This is a genomic window from Flavobacterium rhamnosiphilum (assembly GCF_004349195.1).
Lineage (GTDB): Bacteria > Bacteroidota > Bacteroidia > Flavobacteriales > Flavobacteriaceae > Flavobacterium > Flavobacterium rhamnosiphilum.
Genome location: NZ_SMLG01000009.1, coordinates 1 through 19,012 on the forward strand (window position 1 = coordinate 1; position 19,012 = coordinate 19,012).

Annotated in this window: 14 protein-coding genes; 6 read left to right on the forward strand and 8 right to left on the reverse strand. The window is 33.6% G+C overall.

Annotated elements, in window-relative coordinates; genetic code table 11:
- The 3 genes from E0I26_RS11850 to E0I26_RS11860 form a co-directional block, all read left to right on the forward strand.
- The coding region (locus tag E0I26_RS11850) for an AHH domain-containing protein (RefSeq protein WP_205728798.1) at positions 1-1,422 on the forward strand (1,422 nt) is incomplete at its 5' end.
- Positions 1,423-1,428: 6 nt separating this feature from the next.
- Complete coding sequence (locus E0I26_RS11855) at positions 1,429-2,151, forward strand: imm11 family protein (RefSeq protein WP_131916693.1); 723 nt, start codon at positions 1,429-1,431, stop codon at positions 2,149-2,151.
- A complete protein-coding gene (locus tag E0I26_RS11860) occupies positions 2,138-2,878 on the forward strand; it encodes a hypothetical protein (RefSeq protein ID WP_131916694.1) in 741 nt (246 codons plus the stop codon). Before E0I26_RS11855 ends, E0I26_RS11860 begins: the two co-directional genes overlap by 14 nt.
- Before the next feature lie 640 nt (positions 2,879-3,518).
- Here E0I26_RS11860 and E0I26_RS11865 read toward each other — a convergent pair.
- Entirely contained in the window at positions 3,519-3,746 is a 228-nt protein-coding gene (locus E0I26_RS11865) for a CDGSH iron-sulfur domain-containing protein (protein WP_131916695.1), read from the reverse strand.
- 413 nt (positions 3,747-4,159) lie between these two features.
- Between E0I26_RS11865 and E0I26_RS11870 the strand changes: the two genes are divergently transcribed.
- Positions 4,160-5,212: a glycosyltransferase family 9 protein gene (locus E0I26_RS11870; protein ID WP_131916696.1), complete on the forward strand. Its 1,053-nt coding sequence runs from the start codon at positions 4,160-4,162 to the stop codon at positions 5,210-5,212.
- Between the two features lie 216 nt (positions 5,213-5,428).
- Here E0I26_RS11870 and E0I26_RS11875 read toward each other — a convergent pair whose 3' ends face one another.
- A complete protein-coding gene (locus E0I26_RS11875; RefSeq protein ID WP_235831764.1) occupies positions 5,429-7,018 on the reverse strand; it encodes a peptidoglycan endopeptidase in 1,590 nt (529 codons plus the stop codon).
- A gap of 593 nt (positions 7,019-7,611) precedes the next feature.
- Here E0I26_RS11875 and E0I26_RS16510 point away from each other — a divergent pair.
- Positions 7,612-7,782: a hypothetical protein gene (locus E0I26_RS16510; RefSeq protein WP_165929444.1), complete on the forward strand. Its 171-nt coding sequence runs from the start codon at positions 7,612-7,614 to the stop codon at positions 7,780-7,782.
- Positions 7,783-7,854: 72 nt separating this feature from the next.
- On the opposite strand, the gene E0I26_RS11880 is transcribed toward E0I26_RS16510, so the two are convergent.
- The 4 genes from E0I26_RS11880 to E0I26_RS11895 form a co-directional block, all read right to left on the reverse strand.
- Complete coding sequence (locus E0I26_RS11880) at positions 7,855-10,122, reverse strand: aconitate hydratase (RefSeq protein WP_131916697.1); 2,268 nt, start codon at positions 10,120-10,122, stop codon at positions 7,855-7,857.
- A gap of 122 nt (positions 10,123-10,244) precedes the next feature.
- Positions 10,245-13,016, reverse strand: a complete 2,772-nt coding sequence (locus E0I26_RS11885) for a bifunctional aconitate hydratase 2/2-methylisocitrate dehydratase (protein ID WP_131916698.1) — start codon at positions 13,014-13,016, stop codon at positions 10,245-10,247.
- Positions 13,017-13,414: 398 nt separating this feature from the next.
- A complete protein-coding gene (locus E0I26_RS11890; RefSeq protein WP_131916699.1) occupies positions 13,415-14,368 on the reverse strand; it encodes an AAA family ATPase in 954 nt (317 codons plus the stop codon).
- A gap of 118 nt (positions 14,369-14,486) precedes the next feature.
- On the reverse strand, positions 14,487-15,917 hold the full coding sequence (locus tag E0I26_RS11895) for a peptidylprolyl isomerase (protein ID WP_131916700.1): 1,431 nt from the start codon (positions 15,915-15,917) through the stop codon (positions 14,487-14,489).
- 420 nt (positions 15,918-16,337) lie between these two features.
- On the opposite strand from E0I26_RS11895, the gene E0I26_RS11900 reads away from it, so the two are divergent.
- A complete protein-coding gene (locus E0I26_RS11900) occupies positions 16,338-17,927 on the forward strand; it encodes a peptide chain release factor 3 (protein WP_131916701.1) in 1,590 nt (529 codons plus the stop codon).
- Positions 17,928-18,010: 83 nt separating this feature from the next.
- Here E0I26_RS11900 and E0I26_RS11905 read toward each other — a convergent pair whose 3' ends face one another.
- Both E0I26_RS11905 and E0I26_RS11910 read right to left on the reverse strand, forming a co-directional pair.
- Positions 18,011-18,373 (reverse strand): hypothetical protein, encoded by a 363-nt coding sequence (locus E0I26_RS11905; protein ID WP_131916702.1) that lies wholly within the window; start codon positions 18,371-18,373, stop codon positions 18,011-18,013.
- 327 nt (positions 18,374-18,700) lie between these two features.
- A complete protein-coding gene (locus E0I26_RS11910) occupies positions 18,701-19,012 on the reverse strand; it encodes a DUF3467 domain-containing protein (RefSeq protein WP_073354716.1) in 312 nt (103 codons plus the stop codon).

A 19,012-nucleotide genomic window follows, 5' to 3' on the forward strand; every position in this document is an offset into this window, starting at 1 on the left:
CGAGAAATTGCATTAATAGATGCGCCTGGTGGTTCTGGCACTGATAATGGAGACCCTTCTGGAGGTGGTAGTGCTTATTGCTATAACGTGTCAATTATAATTAACTATCCTTGTTCTGGGCTTAGCAGTACTGGTACGCATTATCATGATAGCGCATGTGGTTGTAAGGATACTCCTGGATGTTCATCTCCATTTTCACAATATCTTTCGGATACATTTTGCACAAGTAATTCAAATTCTACTACAGCTGCATCAACCTATCTTGCCAATAACAACCAGTCTGGTGGTGGCAACAGTAATGTAACTATAACCAACAATAATATTATTATATCAAGCATCATAGAAAATCAAGTACCTGAAGGTGCGGATCCGTTGGCCTTTAAATTAAACTTAGCTTCTGATTCTGATGCTTACAATTGGCTAGTAAATACCGCAACTATTGACGAATATAATGCATTAGGATCTTACCTTGAAAAAAATATTTTCTCTCAAGAAGCTAAAGCTTTTGCAGTAGAAATTATAAATTATTGGATCGCAAATACGTTAAATAGCGATTCCGAAACTACCGAATTGTTTTTTAAAGCTTTAAGAGCAACAAATAATTTCCAAGATAATTTAACCGAATCATTTGTTCAAGATAATATTAGTTATTTCAGCCAAGATGTGCAAAATCAAATTTTAATTGATCCTTTATTAGCTGCGCAAATTGCACAAGAATATTTAATACAACGAGCAGTGAAAAAATACCTTCATCCAAATTGGAACGAAGTACAAATTTATTACAGCGTTTTATGGGATTTAAGGCACATGACACTTGATGCTTTTGGACTAATTCCAGTTATTGGCGAAGTAGCCGATTTAGCGAATGGCACTCTATATACTATAGAAGGCGACAAGGTAAATGCAGCCTTTAGCTTTGCAAGTGCTGTTCCAGTTTATGGATGGGCAGCTGTAGGTGTTAAGTATGCTGTAAAAATAAAGACAGTTGCGACTATAGGAACAAAAGTAAAACTAACATGGAAAGTTTTGGTAGATGGAACAATATATTTTGGTTCTGACAATACTTGCAGAGCACAACTAAGAAAAGTACTTGGATTAGCTGTTGGAAATCTTAATCAAGCACATCACATTATTCCATTAAATAAACAAACAAAATCTATTGTGCAAAAAGCTTCAAAATCGGGAAGTGCTTTTCATATGAATGAGGCTTTAAATGGTATTCCTTTAAGTACAGCAGTGCATAGTGGTTCACACTTTAATTATGATGCTGTAATTCAATCAAAATTTGATCTTTTTAATACTGATTATCCCAATGCTACACCAGATCAATGTTATACCTTTTTAACAAGTTTAACACAACAGGTTCGAAATTGGATTGCGACTCATCCTAATACACCAATTAATAACATAGTTTTACCATAATATATCATGAAATATTATTCAATAGAGAGTAGCCTTAATAAAAAAATAATGGGCAAGATACCTCAAGCCAAAGGGTTTGTGCATCATTGTAATGTTTGGGAAGATCCAAATTTTATTGATAAATTTATTTTTGAAAAAATCGAGATTCAACCTGTTTTATCAAATGTTGTTTTACATTCAAAAGCCAAAAGAACAGATTTAATAGATACCTTTGGAGATGTTGGTTTTAATTTTAGTTACTTAATTAGTAATAAATTGAAAGAAATACTCGAGAAATTTAACATCTTTGGGTTTCAATTTTTTAAGACCTATGTTATTCAAGAAAATGAAAAATTAAGTAACTATTGGGTAATTAATATATTTGATTTTGCATTTAACTATATTGATTTTGCAAAAACAACTTTTTTCATAAAAAATGGTTTAAGTCGTGATATTACTGATGAAATCAACATCTCTGATTTAGATCATTTTCTTACAAAAATTAATGTTTTAAAATATCCCGAAACAATAGCAATATCAAATATTTTTTTTAATGAAAAAATGAAATTAGATTTATTCTCCATAAGATTTCATGAAAATGGAGGACAAAAAGGCATTATTTCAGAAAGATTAAAAAATGAAATTGAAAAAGAAGGAATTACAGGGATTGAATTTAAACCAATTGAATTATCAATATATGAATGGTTAATGCCAGGTGGCGAAAGAGAAAAAGTATATGGAAAAGCATAATTTTAAAAATTCCAAGCTATTAATTTTAATTCTTATTATTAGTAATTTACTTTATTCACAAAATGAAACAATTGTTCCAAAAAATGGAGCAATTGTTTTTATAAAAAAAGAAATAATTACAGATACTTTATTGTATAAAAAATCTTTTGATAAATCTTTTTACAAAATGTTATTAGAAGCAAAAAAGGAAGTATTAATGGAAAGAGGCAATAAAATTAGTCAAATACCAGATTCAATAAATCAACAGCTTAATCAAATGTTTGAAATGATGAAATCAATTGCAATGCAAGAAATTATTTCAAATAAACCAAAAAGCTTAATAAAATATCATCACACATACAACAATTATGAAATTGAAGAATTCATTTCAGTAAATGACAAATATTTAAATAAAAAAAAGATTACTAATTCTACAGATTTTCAAAACGATGATTTATTAGCCATAACTGGAATTGAAGAATATAAAAATGAAACAAAAACCATCAAAGGATTAAAATGTTTTCGAGTTGTAATGTACTATTTCGATTTGGAAATGCCTTCAGGTTTTAAGTCATTATTAAATATAATGGAATTATGGGTTACTGAAGATATTAAAAGCAAGTTTCATCCTTTTATAAAAAGCAATGAAATACTTGAAAAATATTTTCCTCTACAAGTCAAACATACAATTAAAGATGTTGAAGGAATGTATACGTCTTATGAAATTTTAGATTTTAGTTTGAAATGAATTATGACGAATAGACTGCTTCAAGAGGAAAAGAATAAAAAGTTTATGGTAAAATCTAAACAGAATAAATAATTAATAATAAAGTAGAAAATCAGAAATTGTAATTAAAAAAAAAGGCTCCCTAGCTCCGCAAAGTCTTCAGCCTTTGCGTTTTTTTAAATTGCCTTGAAACTCGTAAACGTATAAAAGTCTCCAGACTTTTTCCGTCGCCGCTCCGCAAAGTCTGCGACTTTGAGGAAACGACAAACGGTCTCCCGACCGCAAATAAATCATGAAATTATTTAAACATATCGGTCGGAGACCGAGAAACACCTCCTCAAAGTCTCCGGATTTTCCGCAGCACGTTTAAAAACTTGCAGGCCAATCAAAACTTAATACCAACTTGACAAACAAAAAAACCCCAAGTTCCCTTGAGAGTTTCAGTCATTATGTTTCTTTTTCACTCGGATGTCTATAATTGCCCTCAGTTCGATAGGCGAAAATCTTTTCCGTGCCCGCAACGACAGACAACAAAAACAGAAAAAAGCTACACCCATGAAGATGTAACTTTTTTATATCATACTTTAAATTAGATTCCTATAAACACAAAGCAATCTACATAATCTTAGTACATTTTCACATGTATGGAGAAAATGTGTTTTTAATTAGTTTTCATTGGCGGCAAGTCAAATGCGGCTGATTCATGTTCAAAATTGTTGCGGTGTGAACCATCGCAAAAAGGTTTGTTCACTGATAATCCACATCGGCAAAGACCCAAGGCAGTTCTTCCTTCTAATCCGTACACTTTTCCTTCGCAGTCTGTTATTTCGAAATCACCTTCTATTTTTATAGATCCGTTGCGATTAATTGTTAGTTTCGTCTTACTCATAATGCTAATTAATTTTTTAGAGTTCAAAGATTGCAAAATATATGCTGACCGCTCAGCAATAGCGCTATTTTTTATGATGCAGAAAGCTAATTTACATTAATTCTATATTAATTTAAATTATGAAGCAATAGTAGCCAACCGAACCAGATCACAAAGAAATGATAGCGCAAAATTCAGCGTAAACTTCGTACAACATAAAATACAATTTACAATCTCAACAAGCTGAATTCTGATTCATTGTTCCTTTTAATTTTATGATATAGGCAGAATGATCCCATCAATATCGTACATTTGTCTGATACATAGCTTACTTATAGACGATTTGATTCCTTTATGTTTTACAACATAATGAATATCCATAATCTTTTTTTTAACCAAAAACGGGTTCAAAACTATTTAATATTTTTAAAAGTATGAGTATCTTAAAAAAAGTAAATGTATTCCGAAGGATTGTAACGCGTAGTTTGACTAAAAACATTGGCAGTTCACACTTTGAGCAAAAAATAGATTTGACTCACAAAATTGAAATAAAAAGAATTTTAATTTCCAGACCGAATCACAGGTTAGGAAACCTGTTATTAATTACGCCACTGGTTCAAGATGTAATAACTACTTTTCCTGATTGCAAAATTGATTTGTTTGTAAAAGGCGGTTTAGCACCTATTATATTTAAAAATTACACGAACATCAATTACATCATTGAACTTCCCAAAAAACCTTTTAAACATTTAATACGTTATTTTCAAGTTTGGACAAAAATCAAAAGACAACGCTATGACATTGCAATAAATGTCGCCAAAGGTTCTTCATCAGGGAGATTGTCTGCGCAGTTTGCTAATGCAAAATATAAATTTTTTGGCGAGGAAGACGAAACAATTCAATTGAAACACAAGGATTACGAACACATTGCAAAATATCCGGTGTATGAATTTAGAAGTTTTTTAACCAAATTAGGATTCGAGGAAAACGAGAATCCAGTTCCATCCTTAGACCTTAAGTTAAGCCCTGCAGAACTGGCTGAAGGCAAAAAAATAGTAGACAAAATAGTCCCTAATGACAAAAAAACTATTTCCATTTTCACCTATGCAACTGATGATAAATGCTACTCGGAGTCTTGGTGGGAAGAATTTTATGAGAGATTAAAAACGGAATATGAAGACTACACTATTATAGAAGTTTTGCCCGTCGAAAATATTTCAAAAATAGGATTTAAAGCGCCAACATTTTACAGCAAAGATATTCGAGAAATTGGATCTGTAATTGCAAATACCAATATTTTTATTGGTGCAGACAGTGGAATTATGCATTTAGCCAGTGCTGTGCAAACACCTACTGTTGGGCTATTTTCTCGTAATAATCAAAGCACGTACCTGCCTTACAACAATAATAGCGTGGCCATAAACACCAATACTAGCACTATTGATGAATGGATAAAGATAATAAATACCATTCTTGGCAAGAATTAATTTTAAATACAGTAACTTCTAACTGACCAGAAAAACTTGACACCATAACCGTTAGGGCAGACGGAATCAAACAAATATACGTTCAAGTATCCAAATGATGTCGGATTGAAATAAATAGTGTAGAACATCATTAAACTAAAAAAGCGAAACTCCTTAGTTGCCTGAGGAGTTTCGCTTTTTTTATTCTTTATTATTATTGAATTTTACTATTTAGAATTATTGCAAAACTCTATTTATTTGGGAGAAATTTTTCTCATAATATTTTTCCTTTGTTGAGGAAATAATAACTCCATTACTCACTGAAGAGTGAATGAATTTTATTTCTCCTTCACAAACTTCTACCACCATACCCACATGATTAATTTGGCGTCTACCATTCGTTTTAAAGAAAATTAAATCGCCTTTTTGAGCTTCTTCGGTATTTATTTTAGTACCAATACCCGATTGTTCTCTCGATGTTCTTGGCAACTTAATGTCAAATGCACCAAAAGTAGTACACATTAAACCGGAGCAGTCAAATCCTTCTTTTGAAGTTCCACCTGTACGATATCTGGTTCCTATATTTTCTGAAGCACGTTCTATCAATTGATCCAGAAAATCATGACTAAAAGTAGGTTTTACTGAATTGTTAAAATCAATTTTAGTGCTTTCAATAGTAGTCGTATTATCGCTATCAGTGCTAACAACAGCACCATTTTCTGCTGGCACATTATTCGCACGAATGTTCAATTTATATCCTACCCGAAGTCCGTTTTTAACTTCTGGATTTTGTTTTTCTAATTCCCGAACCGTAATTCCGTATTGTTTAGCAATACCGTATTTAGTTTCTTTAGGCAACACTTCCCGAACAATATTCTCTGAAGTTGCGCTTACTGTTTCATTTGATTGAGGAAGAGCTGTAAGTTCTGATCTTGGCAAATCTATTTTGGGCTGTGAAATTACTGCTGCTGCTATTTTTAGTACAATTGCAACAGGTTGAGCAATATCTACTGATTCTTCACTTGGCGTATTTATTTTTGGCTGTGAAACTACCGCTTCTTCTATTTTTGGTACAATTGTAACGGGTTCAGCAATAACTACAGCTGCTTCGTTTGGTAATTCTTTGCTTTGTTGTGGCACAGCTGCCACTTCAGTCACTGGTATTCCATTTCCCGGAATAGTTATTTTTTGACCTACTCTAAGAGGTTTAGTTCCTAAAGTTGGATTGGCTTTGTCTAATTCTTTAACCGTTATTCCGTATTTTCTTGCGATAGAATATTTTGATTCTTTGGGCAGTACTTCTATTGTGGTTTGTTCCGTAGTGGATTTTTCAGCTTCAATTACCTGGGGAGCAACTATTAATGCAGCTTTTTGAGAGCCCATTTTGGTTTGAGGAGTCACAGCTACTTCCGTTGAAGATGTGTTCGCTGGAATTATAATTTTTTGACCAATTTTCAATCCTGCAGATTCTAATGTTGGATTGAGTTCGTTTAATTCTTTTAGGGAGATTCCGTATTGTTTGGCAATTCCGTAAAGCGTTTCTTTGGCAAGTACTTCGTGTTCTTTTGCGGAGGAATTTGTTGCGACCTTGGATTTAGTATTTGTTTTCTTTGTGGCTGCTACAGGAATTAATAAAATGGAATTGAGTTTTAAGAGATTTTTTGCGTTTGGATTTAATTTGAAAATAGCACTTTGTTTTACATCATATTTCTCAGCAATACTAGAAATTGTTTCTCCTTTTACTATGGTGTGTTTCATGCTTTTTTCCTGAGAAAAAAGAACGATACTATTCAATAAAAACAATGTTACAATTAATCTTAAACTCATATTCATTTATTTCAAATTACGTATCCCATTTTTATTCTACACAGCGATTTCGGGATATAATTATTAAATCTCGCTATGGTTTGCTTTTTTACTATTCTATTTAAAAAATTGTAAAAATAATCCTTATCTCTTTTAAAAAAAGAGGGTCAGAATGTGTTCATTTTAAATTCTAGTTGATTTTTTATTTCAGTTGCAAAAGCAGCTGAAACCGTTACGCCGTACACTACTAATGCAGTGTTGCGTTGAAAATAAAAATTCTAAAGAAGGTTGATTCTAAAAACAATCAAAAAAAAGCTTCTTTGAAAATTTAATTTTTCAAAAAAGCTAATATAAGTGATTTAATCAAAAAACACAGTCTTTTTTTAAATTTTAACGTTCAAAAAATAAAATTCCGCCCTGTTTTTTGAATTTTGTTCCTATTTTCGATTTAAACCTCGTTCCTTTTTATGACTATCCGTAACTAATCCCAGTACTAATTTTTGCCACTCCCGAAGCTTCGGGATAAAGGATTTCCACAGATTAAAGAAAAAGCGAATTCGATTTATTGGAGAAATCTTTTAAAATTTCAAATCTGTGTAAAAAAATAAAATGGATTGAAATTTTGGCTTCTGATTTCTAGCCCTGATGAAAGTGGAAAGCCTTTTGAAGTGGAATTGCCTATTTTTCCTGATAAAAAAGAGCGACCGAAGGAAGCTCCTTTTTTATCTTGGAAAAAAGCAATTGCGCGAAAAAGCTTGAAACGGACAGCAGGAAATAGCTCCTAAAATAAATTTGGAATGAATCAAAAAAACTCCCAAGTTACCTTGAGAGTTTTGAATATAAAATATTTAATTTACTTATGCTTTTCCAGCAGCAGCAATCAAGTTTAATGCCGAACCTGCAACGAACCAACCAATTTGTCCTTCGTTATAGGTATGGTTTGCCAAGATGATATCTTTGGTTCCATCTGCGTGAACGAATTCTAGAGTTAACGGTTTTCCTGGAGCAAAATCAACTAAATCTGTGAAATTGATGGTGTCATCTTCCTGGATTTTATCGTAATCTGCTTCAGTAGCAAATGTCAATCCTAAAAGACCTTGTTTTTTAAGGTTTGTTTCATGGATACGAGCAAATGATTTTACCAATACCGCTTTCACACCTAAGAAACGAGGTTCCATAGCCGCATGTTCACGAGAAGATCCTTCACCGTAATTGTGATCCCCAACAACAATTGAAGGAACACCAGCTGCTTTATAAGCACGCGCTACAGCAGGAACTGCATCGTACGTACCAGTCAACTGATTTTTAACTGTATTTGGTTTTTGGTTGAATGCATTGATAGCACCAATCAACATATTATTAGAAATATTATCTAAATGTCCACGGAAACGCAACCATGGTCCAGCCATAGAGATGTGATCTGTAGTACATTTTCCGAAAGCTTTGATAAGCAATTTAGCACCGGTGATGTTTTTTCCATCCCAAGGTAAAAACGGAGCTAATAATTGTAACCTTTCTGAAGTTTCGCTAACCGCGATTTGAACACCTGAACCATCTTCGGCTGGCGCTTGAAAACCTGGGTCTTCCGCATCAAACCCTTTTGGAGGCAATTCATTTCCCGTTGGAGCGTCTAATTTTACTTCTTCTCCATTTTCATTGATTAAAGTATCAGTCAACGGATTGAAACCTAAATCTCCCGCAATTGCAAGCGCCGTTACCAATTCAGGTGAACCTACGAAAGCCAAAGTGTTTGGATTTCCATCGGCACGTTTTGAAAAGTTACGGTTGAAAGAGTGAACGATTGTGTTGCGTTCTTCTTTCTCAGCACCTTCTCTGTCCCACATTCCGATACATGGTCCGCAAGCGTTAGCAAAAACAGTTGCTCCCATTTTATCGAAAATATCGATAAATCCGTCACGTTCTATTGTATAACGCACTACTTCAGAACCTGGAGTAATGGTAAATTGAGATTTTATTTTTAAGTTTTTATCGGTAACTTGTTTCGCCAATGAAGCTGCACGAGCAATATCTTCGTAAGAAGAGTTCGTACAAGAACCAATCAAACCAACTTCAATTTTTAAAGGCCAGTTGTTTTTGATTGCTTCCTCTTTCATTTTAGAAATTGGCGTAGCTAAATCCGGAGTATAAGGTCCATTTAAATGTGGCTCTAATTCGTCTAAGTTGATTTCGATAACTTGGTCGAAATACAATTCCGGATTTGCATATACTTCAGCATCACCTGTTAAGTAAGGCGCAATTTTATCAGCAGCATCAGCTACATCAGCTCTATTAGTAGAACGCAAATAACGTCCCATTGAAGCATCGTAACCAAATGTAGAAGTAGTCGCACCAATTTCGGCACCCATATTACAAATAGTACCTTTTCCTGTACAAGACATAGAAGTAGCACCTTCACCAAAATATTCAACGATAGCACCTGTTCCACCTTTTACAGTAAGAATTCCAGCCACTTTAAGGATAACATCTTTTGGAGCTGTCCAACCTGAAAGTTTTCCAGTCAATTTTACTCCAATTAATTTAGGAAATTTTAATTCCCAAGCCATTCCTGACATAACATCAACCGCATCAGCACCACCAACACCAATTGCTACCATACCTAAACCACCTGCATTTACAGTGTGAGAATCGGTACCAACCATCATTCCACCTGGGAATGCATAGTTTTCCAAAACTACTTGGTGAATAATCCCTGCTCCCGGTTTCCAGAAACCGATTCCGTATTTATTAGATACCGAAGAAAGAAATTCAAATACTTCATTACTTTGTGTTTTTGCTCTTGCCAAATCGGTTGCAGCATCAACTTTAGCTTGAATCAAGTGATCACAGTGTACTGTTGTAGGAACAGCTACTTTAGATTTACCTGCATGCATGAATTGCAACAATGCCATTTGAGCCGTTGCATCTTGACAAGCAACTCTGTCTGGAGCAAAATCAACATAATCAGCACCTCTCGTAAAAGCGACAGATGGAGTTCCGTCCCAAAGGTGATTGTACAAAATTTTCTCTGTTAAAGTAAGTGGGTGACCAACTATCTCACGTGCTTTATCAACACGAGTTCTCATGTTGTCGTACACTTTTTTAATCATTTCAATATCAAAAGCCATAAGATTTATATATAATTGTTACTATTCTATTTTAAACATACAAGATACAAAAAAATAGAGTATAAAAAAAGCCTGAGTCATTAGACTCAGGCTTTTAAACTATAATTAACTAATTATGTGAATTATTTAACTAATAACTTATGAGAAGGCGCAAACTTAGTTAGATTGATACCTTCCACTGCCGTTTTATATTCTTCTATTGTTGGAGTTCTACCAAGGATTGTAGATAAAACCACAACCGGTGTAGAGGAAAGTAATGACTCTCCCTTTTTACCTTCAGCATCTTCCACTACTCTTCCTTGGAAAAGACGAGTAGATGTCGCCATTACAGTATCTCCTTTAGCAGCTTTTTCTTGATTACCCATACAAAGGTTACAACCTGGACGCTCTAGATATAGCATATTTTCGTATTCAGTACGTGCCGCAGCTTTAGGAACATTATCGTCGAATTCGAAACCAGAATATTTTTGTAAAATCTCCCAGTCACCTTCTGCTTTTAATTCATCAACAATATTATAAGTAGGAGGAGCTACAACTAGTGGCGCTTTGAACTCTACTTTACCTTCTTGCTCATCAATATTTTTAAGCATTTGAGCTAGAATTTTCATATCTCCCTTGTGAACCATGCAAGAACCGATAAATCCAAGATCTACTTTTTTAATTCCTCCGTAGAAAGAAAGAGGTCTGATTGTATCGTGAGTATATCTTTTAGAAACATCAGCATTATTAACGTCAGGATCAGCAATCATTGGTTCAGCAATCTGATCAAGATCAACAACAACTTCAGCGTAATACTTAGCATTTGCATCTGGTCTTAGCGCTGGTTTCTCACCTGATATAATTTCGGCGATTCTCTTATCAGCAATAGCAATCAATCCTTTAAGAACTTGATTTTTATTATCCATTCCCTTGTCAATCATAATCTGAATTCTACCCTTCGCAATCTCTAGTGATTCAATCAAGGTATAATCCTCAGAAATACAGATCGAAGCTTTTGCTTTCATTTCTGCAGTCCAGTCCGTAAACGTAAAGGCTTGATCCGCATTAAGAGTTCCAAGGTGAACCTCAATGATTCTTCCTTGAAATACATTCTCTCCACCAAATGTTTTAAGCATCTGAGATTGTGTAGCATGAACTACATCTCGGAAATCCATATACCCTTTCATATCTCCTTTGAATGTTACCTTCACAGATTCAGGAATAGGCATTGAAGCTTCACCAGTAGCAAGTGCAAGAGCAACAGTTCCAGAGTCAGCACCAAAAGCAACACCTTTAGACATTCTGGTATGAGAGTCACCACCGATGATGATAGCCCACTCGTTTACAGTAATATCATTAAGTACTTTGTGAATTACATCAGTCATTGCGTGATAAACACCTTTCGGGTCACGAGCCGTGATCAATCCGAAGTCGTTCATAAATTTCATCAATCTAGGAATATTTGCTTTAGATTTATTATCCCAAACAGAAGCAGTGTGACAACCTGATTGGTAAGCACCGTCAACAATTGGAGAAATCACAGTAGCAGCCATAGACTCTAATTCCTGAGAAGTCATCAAACCAGTTGTATCTTGTGAACCAACAATATTTACGGTAACACGAACATCTGAACCAGCATGCAATACTTTGCCCGGAGTTGAACCAACCGCGTTTTTATTAAATATTTTCTCTACAGCTGTAAGACCTTGTCCTTCAACAGAAACCTCTTTTGACGGAGCATATACAGGTACAATATCAATACCAAGAGTCTTTGATGCAAATGTTTGAAGTTTTTTTCCAAATACAATAGCATAAGACCCACCAGCTTTAATAAATTCAATTTTCTGAGGCGTGAATGCCTTAGAAATATCAATTAATTCCTTATCACCGTTATAAAGTTTCTTTGTTTTTGTGTTGATAGTAAGAACAGTACCAGTAGCAACAGAGTATACTTCTTCAAGAATAGGATCACCGCTTTCATTACGAAGAACGTTACCATTTTCATCTAATTTTTTTACCCAGTTTTTAAGGTCAAGACCAATACCACCAGTAACATCAACAGTTGTTAGAAAAATTGGAGAAATTCCGTTTGTTCCTGCTACGATTGGAGCAATATTAATAAATGGAACATATGGACTTGCTTGTTTACCACTCCAAAGCGCCACGTTGTTTACACCTGACATTCTTGAAGACCCCACACCCATAGTACCTTTTTCAGCGATTAACATCACGCTCTTATCAGGATTCGCTTCTGCTAATGCTTTGATTTCAGCTTGTGCTTCAGGAGAAATTAAACATTTACCATGAAGTTCACGATCTGATCTTGAGTGCGCTTGGTTTCCTGGAGAAAGTAAATCAGTTGAAATATCTCCTTCACCAGCAATAAAAGTAACTACCTTAATTTCTTCTGCTATTTCTGGTAATTTAGTAAAGAACTCAGCCTTAGCATAACTCTCTAGAATTTCTTTCGCTATTCCGTTACCGCTTTTGAAAGCTGCTTCTAAACGATCCGTATCTGCTTCATAAAGAAAAACTTGTGTCTTTAAAACTTCCGCAGCATCTTTTCCAATAGCAACATTATTACCTAAAGCTAAATCAAGGAGTACCTCAATAGAAGTTCCACCTTTCATATGTGATAATAACTCTAAAGCAAAAGCAGGCGTAATTTCAGCAACTACTGATTGACCTAGAACGATTTCCTTTAAAAAATCAGCTTTTACATTAGCAGCAGGAGTAGTTCCAGGCACAACATTATAAATAAAGAAGTTAAGAGAATCCGCTCTGTACTCGTTATTTAAATCTTTAATTTGCCCAATGATTTCGCTTAATAGTTCAGCGCCATCAATTGGTTTAGGGTGAAGCCCTTGGCCTTTTCGTTCTTCAATCTCTTGAATGTAATCCTTATAAGTGTTCATAATAGAAGTCTTTTCTTGGTATTTTTATTTTTTGTACGCAAATTTAGGAATTAAAGCCGAGAATTAAAAAAAATATAATAGATGTAGCTTTTTCAAAAATTATTATTACAAAATAAAGAGTTTCACTACTTTTTATTGTCAAAAATTCAATTTTAAATTAAAATAATGAATTATCAATAATTTAAAATCTTTTCTTTGAGAAAGTTGAAATTTAACGATACTTAGAGAGTGATATTTTACACTGCTTTCAGCTAAGAACCTTTCTAAATTATCACTTACAACGTTGTAGTTGTATTTTTAAAGACTCTTTTTGGTCAAACTAACATATTAAGTGAAAACAAAAAAAGCCAAACAGATTTTAGAAATTTGTTTGGCTTTTTTCTCAATATTAAAAATTATTACATCAGCTTCTGAATAATAGCTTCTTCCGTAATTCCTTCGGCATCAGCTTTGTAATTTTTGATAATTCTATGACGCAAAATTCCGGTTGCCACGGCTTTTACATCTTCAATATCAGGAGAAAATTTTCCATTGAAAGCCGCGTTCGCTTTAGCGGCCAAAATTAAATTTTGAGAGGCTCTTGGTCCTGCTCCCCAATCCAGATAATTTTTCACAAACTCGTTAGACAAAGAATTGTCCGGTCTTGTTTTGCTCACCAATGTTACTGCATATTCGATTACATTATCAGCGACAGGTATTCTACGGATTAATTGCTGGAAATCAATAATTTCTTGTGCTGTAAACAATGGATTAATCGTATTATTCAAAACTGAAGTCGTCCTTTTTACTACCTGAACTTCTTCTTCAAAAGAAGGATATTCCAGTTTTATAGCAAACATAAATCGGTCTAATTGTGCTTCAGGCAAAGGATACGTTCCTTCCTGCTCTATAGGATTTTGAGTTGCCAAAACAAAATAAGGCAAGTCTAATTTATAGTTCTCACCAGCAATGGTAACGGAACGTTCCTGCATGGCCTCCAACAAAGCAGCCTGTGTTTTTGGTGGCGTTCTGTTGATCTCATCGGCCAGAATAATATTCGAAAAAATAGGTCCTTTTATAAATTTAAAATGGCGATTTTCATCTAATATTTCACTCCCCAATATATCTGACGGCATCAAATCCGGAGTAAACTGAATTCTTTTGAAATCAAGTCCCAGCGCTTGCGCAAGCGTATTTACCATCAACGTTTTGGCTAATCCGGGAACTCCAACTAATAATGCATGACCTCCAGAAAATATACAAAGTAAAATTTGATCTACCACGTCATCTTGACCAACAATGATTTTTGCTATCTCCGTTTTTAGCTCATTCCTTTTCTGAACTAAGTTATGTATTGCTGCTACGTCTGACATGTATTAAGTATTTAAAATTAAAAAGAGTTAGCGTTATGAAATCATAAAACTAACTCTTTTTATTTATTTATCGAAAATTTTTTATTCCTAATTCTAATCTGATAAAGGAATAAGAATACTATTTTTTAAGCCAATTGTTTGTGAAATCACAATCTCTATATTCTCCAATGATTTTGATGTACGTTTCTTTAATCTTTTCATCAAACCATTTCCCAATAGCTGTAATTTGCTTGCTTTTTAAAGCCAAGTCTTTTATCTTGATGTAATCTTTAGCATAATCAGCCGCATGCTCATCAATTCTATTTGTCACGGTAATTAATTTGAACTTTTTCTTTCCTTCTTCACCTTGTTCTAATATAGGAGCTGAAACTTCTCCCTCTTTCAAATTAGAAACTTGGCTGTAAAAAGCCGGATCCATTTTTGTCAACTCAAAACGAGTGTCTTGTGTTTTTGGGTTGATTAAAGCACCTCCGTTAACTCTTGTTTCTTTCTCATCAGATAGTGTTCTGGCCGCTTCCGCAAAAGTGATTTCTTTATCTTCGATTCTTTTTTTGATCAAAGTAATTTTTTCTTTAGCTTCATTCAATGCGTCCTCAGTTACAGTTGGTGTCAATAATATATGACGCAACTCAACTTCTTGTCCTTTAATTTTTTCAACATAAATGATATGAAAACCAAAATCTGTTTCAAAAGGAGCCGAAATTTCTCCTTCAGCAAGACTAAAAGCCACATCCTTAAATTCTTTTACAAATGGCGTTCTTCGATTCATTTTATAAAACCCACCATTCGATCTTGAACCCGGATCCTGAGAATACAAAACAGCTTTAGTAGAAAAACTAGAACCTTCTTCTATTTCTTTTTTGAAACCATTCAGTTTATCAATTACTTTTTGTTTATCGGCATCCGAAACTTTAGGAGCAACCACAATTTGAGCCACTTCCAATTCTACACCAAAAAAAGGAAGATCTGTAGTAGGAATTGTTTTAAAATAATTACGGACTTCTTCAGGAGTAATTTCTACACCATCAACAATTTTCTTTTGCATTTCTGTACTTAACTTACCTTCTTTCAAAATATCAGAAAAATAAGTTCTAAATTCTTCTTCAGAATCTTTTTTATAGTACTTCACCACTTTGTCCAAAGATCCTATTTGCTCTACCATATAGTTCAGACGATCTTCCATCATGCCTTTAACTTCAGCATCTGTCACTACAATACTATCTTGTATTGCCTGGTGCGCATATAATTTATCTTCGAGTAATTTTCCTAGCATTTGACATCTTGTAATGTCTTTTACAGAACCTCCCCCTGCTGAAATTTCAAGATATGACTTGTCAATATCTGAATCTAATATAATATAGTCACCTACAGTGGCAATAACACCATCAATTTTTTGTTTTCCAGTAGATTGTATTTTTTTAACCGGAGTAACTACACTATCCTTAATAATTTCTTGCGCACTTGCTACAACACTTGAAAAAAGCAAAAGAAAAAAAGTAAGTGCAATTTTATTATTAATGGATTTCATTTGTATTTTTTTTAATGGCATTTTTTTAATTTATTTTTTATCGTAAGATCGTTATTTTCCTGTTTTTAAATCTGGTCCTATAAATGTTCCGGTAATCTTGGCAAATATACACTTTAAGAATCAAGAAGTGAATTGAATTTATAATACAATTCCTTAGCATTCTTTAAATTTAAAACGAACAAAAATAACAATTCAATTACATAATACAAGTTTCCTACCTACTATTAACAAAAAATTATAAACGGATTTATTTATTGCCCTATTTATATCATTATTCTCCTTTCGATTTCAGTTTACCGTACACACAAGGATAAACATTTAGGAAAAACAAAAAAAATCAGTCACGGTTTCAAAATCTAAAACAGGACAAAGCAACACCTAACCGTATTTATTTTTAATTGGCATTTATAAATAGTACTTTTGCAAACTATTTATATAAATATGGGCTTTTTAGAAGAAATACAACGCAGAAGAACTTTCGGGATTATCTCACATCCTGATGCCGGAAAAACAACACTTACTGAGAAACTCCTCCTTTTTGGTGGTGCGATTCAAGAAGCGGGTGCTGTAAAAAATAACAAAATCAAAAAAGGCGCTACCAGTGACTTTATGGAAATTGAGCGTCAGAGAGGGATTTCGGTTTCTACTTCGGTTTTGGCATTCAATTATAAAGACAAAAAAATAAATATTCTCGATACTCCCGGGCACAAGGATTTTGCCGAGGATACTTTTAGAACCTTAACCGCTGTTGACAGTGTTATTGTTGTAATTGACGTTGCCAAAGGTGTGGAGGAACAAACAGAAAAATTAGTAGCTGTTTGTAGAATGCGAAAAATTCCAATTATCGTGTTCATCAATAAATTAGACAGAGAAGGAAAAGATGCTTTTGACTTAATGGATGAAGTGGAACAAAAACTAGGTTTAACAGTTACTCCATTAAGTTTCCCGATAGGAATGGGTTATGATTTTCAAGGAATTTATAATTTATGGGAACAAAACATCAACTTATTTAGTGGTGACAGCCGTAAAAATATTGAAGAAACCATTGCTTTCTCCGATGTTAAAAATCCAGAATTGGAAAAGATTATCGGTCAAAAACCCGCTGACAGATTACGAGAAGAATTAGAACTAATAGACGAGGTTTATCCTAAATTTGATCGTCAGGACTATTTAGACGGAAAACTGCAACCTGTGTTTTTTGGTTCAGCATTGAATAATTTTGGAGTTAGAGAATTACTGGACTGTTTTGTACAAATTGCTCCATCGCCAAGACCTAAAGATTCTGAAACACGATTAGTGGATCCCAAAGAAGAAAAAATGACTGGATTTGTTTTTAAAATCCACGCGAATATGGATCCAAAACACAGAGACCGTCTGGCCTTTATAAAAATTGTTTCTGGAACTTTCGAAAGAAATAAACCCTATTATCACGTTCGTCAAAAGAAAAACTTAAAATTCTCGAGTCCAAATGCCTTTTTTGCAGAAAAGAAAGAAATCGTAGACATCTCTTATCCAGGTGATATTGTAGGCTTGCATGATACTGGGAATTTCAAAATTGGTGATACGTTGACCGAAGGGGAAATCATGAGTTTCAAAGGAATTCCAAGTTTCTCTCCAGAGCATTTCAGATACATTAATAACGCTGATCCAATGAAAGCCAAACAATTGGACAAAGGAATTGACCAGTTGATGGACGAAGGTGTGGCACAGTTATTTACACTCGAAATGAACAACAGAAAAATTATTGGAACAGTTGGCGCACTTCAATATGAGGTTATCCAATACCGTTTAGAGCATGAATATGGCGCAAAATGTACGTATGAAAACTTTCCGGTACACAAAGCATGTTGGGTAAAACCAAATGATCTAAAAAGCGATGAGTTTAAAGAATTTAGAAGAATCAAACAGAAATTCTTGGCGCATGATAAATACGGACAATTAGTATTTTTAGCTGATTCTGACTTTACGATCCAAATGACACAGAATAAATATCCAAATGTGAAATTATATTTTACTTCAGAATTTGAGTAAAATTACATCCTCATAAAACGTTGCATAAAAAAACGCTAATTTAAAAATTAGCGTTTTTTTTATATCATAAAATTAATTTAAGATTAAGCAACCATACTCTCCAAATTAACTGCTTTTTTCAAAAAAGTTTTTATCAAAAGACGGTTTGGAGCCGCTCCAGAAGTGATAACCTGTTTTTTTGTATTTGTTCCTTGTGTAGAAATCGCACTGTTTGGATCTTGTTTCGAACCCATAAACCATAACACAAAATTCATACTACTTGAAGAAGAAGTACTTGTTGAAATATTTTCTTGCTTTGCAACACTAATAACTTCAGTAGCATTAGCAGCAACATTATTTTCAGTTGATTGACCAAAAACAGCAACATTAGACAATAAAATAATAACCAACAGCATAAAGATGTTGTTACTCTTTTTAGTGTCATTATGTTTTGAAAAATAATTCATTTTATGTTTTTTATTAGAAATTTAATAATAGTTTCCCTTATTCTTGGACGAAACTAAATCATTAAATTTTTAATAAAAAATATTTTCGATGAAGCACCGTAATACTCGTTTAAAGCACAAATTTGTTATTCACGCATAAGATTTAATGGTGAGTTAATATCCATTTGTGAATAAAATTTATTGTGAATTATAATACAGTACACTAGAGACTCAAAAAAAAACGGTATAAAATTGTAGTATTAATGCTTTCAAAAAATCAATAATAAAATCCAAATTTACATTTGATAAAATAAAAAAGGCTCCATTTCTGGAGCCTTTTAAAGAATATTATGCTTGTCCCGCAGGACCAAAATTAAGCGGAATCGGTGCTTGTTCAGTGTCTTTTATTTCGCCATGAGCGACTTCAAAACGATGAATATTTTCTCCTATTGCTTTCAACAATCTTTTAGCATGTTGTGGTGTCAAGACAATTCTTGATTTCACCTTAGCTTTAGGAATACCAGGCATGATGCTTACAAAATCTAAAACAAACTCTGATGAAGAGTGATTTATTATTGCCAAATTGGAATAAATTCCTTCGGCAATTTTTTCATCAAGCTCAATATTAATTTGCTCTTGTTGTTGATTAGAATTACTCAT

What these genes read in the sequence shown, in the direction of transcription:
- E0I26_RS11855 (WP_131916693.1), top strand. Translation starts at nt 1,429, where the DNA reads ATGAAATATTATTCAATAGAGAGTAGCCTTAATAAAAAAATAATGGGC.
- E0I26_RS11860 (WP_131916694.1), top strand. Translation starts at nt 2,138, where the DNA reads ATGGAAAAGCATAATTTTAAAAATTCCAAGCTATTAATTTTAATTCTT.
- E0I26_RS11865 (WP_131916695.1), bottom strand. Translation starts at nt 3,746, where the DNA reads ATGAGTAAGACGAAACTAACAATTAATCGCAACGGATCTATAAAAATA.
- E0I26_RS11870 (WP_131916696.1), top strand. Translation starts at nt 4,160, where the DNA reads ATGAGTATCTTAAAAAAAGTAAATGTATTCCGAAGGATTGTAACGCGT.
- E0I26_RS11875 (WP_235831764.1), bottom strand. Translation starts at nt 7,018, where the DNA reads ATGAGTTTAAGATTAATTGTAACATTGTTTTTATTGAATAGTATCGTT.
- E0I26_RS11880 (WP_131916697.1), bottom strand. Translation starts at nt 10,122, where the DNA reads ATGGCTTTTGATATTGAAATGATTAAAAAAGTGTACGACAACATGAGA.
- E0I26_RS11885 (WP_131916698.1), bottom strand. Translation starts at nt 13,016, where the DNA reads ATGAACACTTATAAGGATTACATTCAAGAGATTGAAGAACGAAAAGGC.
- E0I26_RS11890 (WP_131916699.1), bottom strand. Translation starts at nt 14,368, where the DNA reads ATGTCAGACGTAGCAGCAATACATAACTTAGTTCAGAAAAGGAATGAG.
- E0I26_RS11895 (WP_131916700.1), bottom strand. Translation starts at nt 15,917, where the DNA reads ATGCCATTAAAAAAAATACAAATGAAATCCATTAATAATAAAATTGCA.
- E0I26_RS11900 (WP_131916701.1), top strand. Translation starts at nt 16,338, where the DNA reads ATGGGCTTTTTAGAAGAAATACAACGCAGAAGAACTTTCGGGATTATC.
- E0I26_RS11905 (WP_131916702.1), bottom strand. Translation starts at nt 18,373, where the DNA reads ATGAATTATTTTTCAAAACATAATGACACTAAAAAGAGTAACAACATC.
- E0I26_RS11910 (WP_073354716.1), bottom strand. Translation starts at nt 19,012, where the DNA reads ATGAGTAATTCTAATCAACAACAAGAGCAAATTAATATTGAGCTTGAT.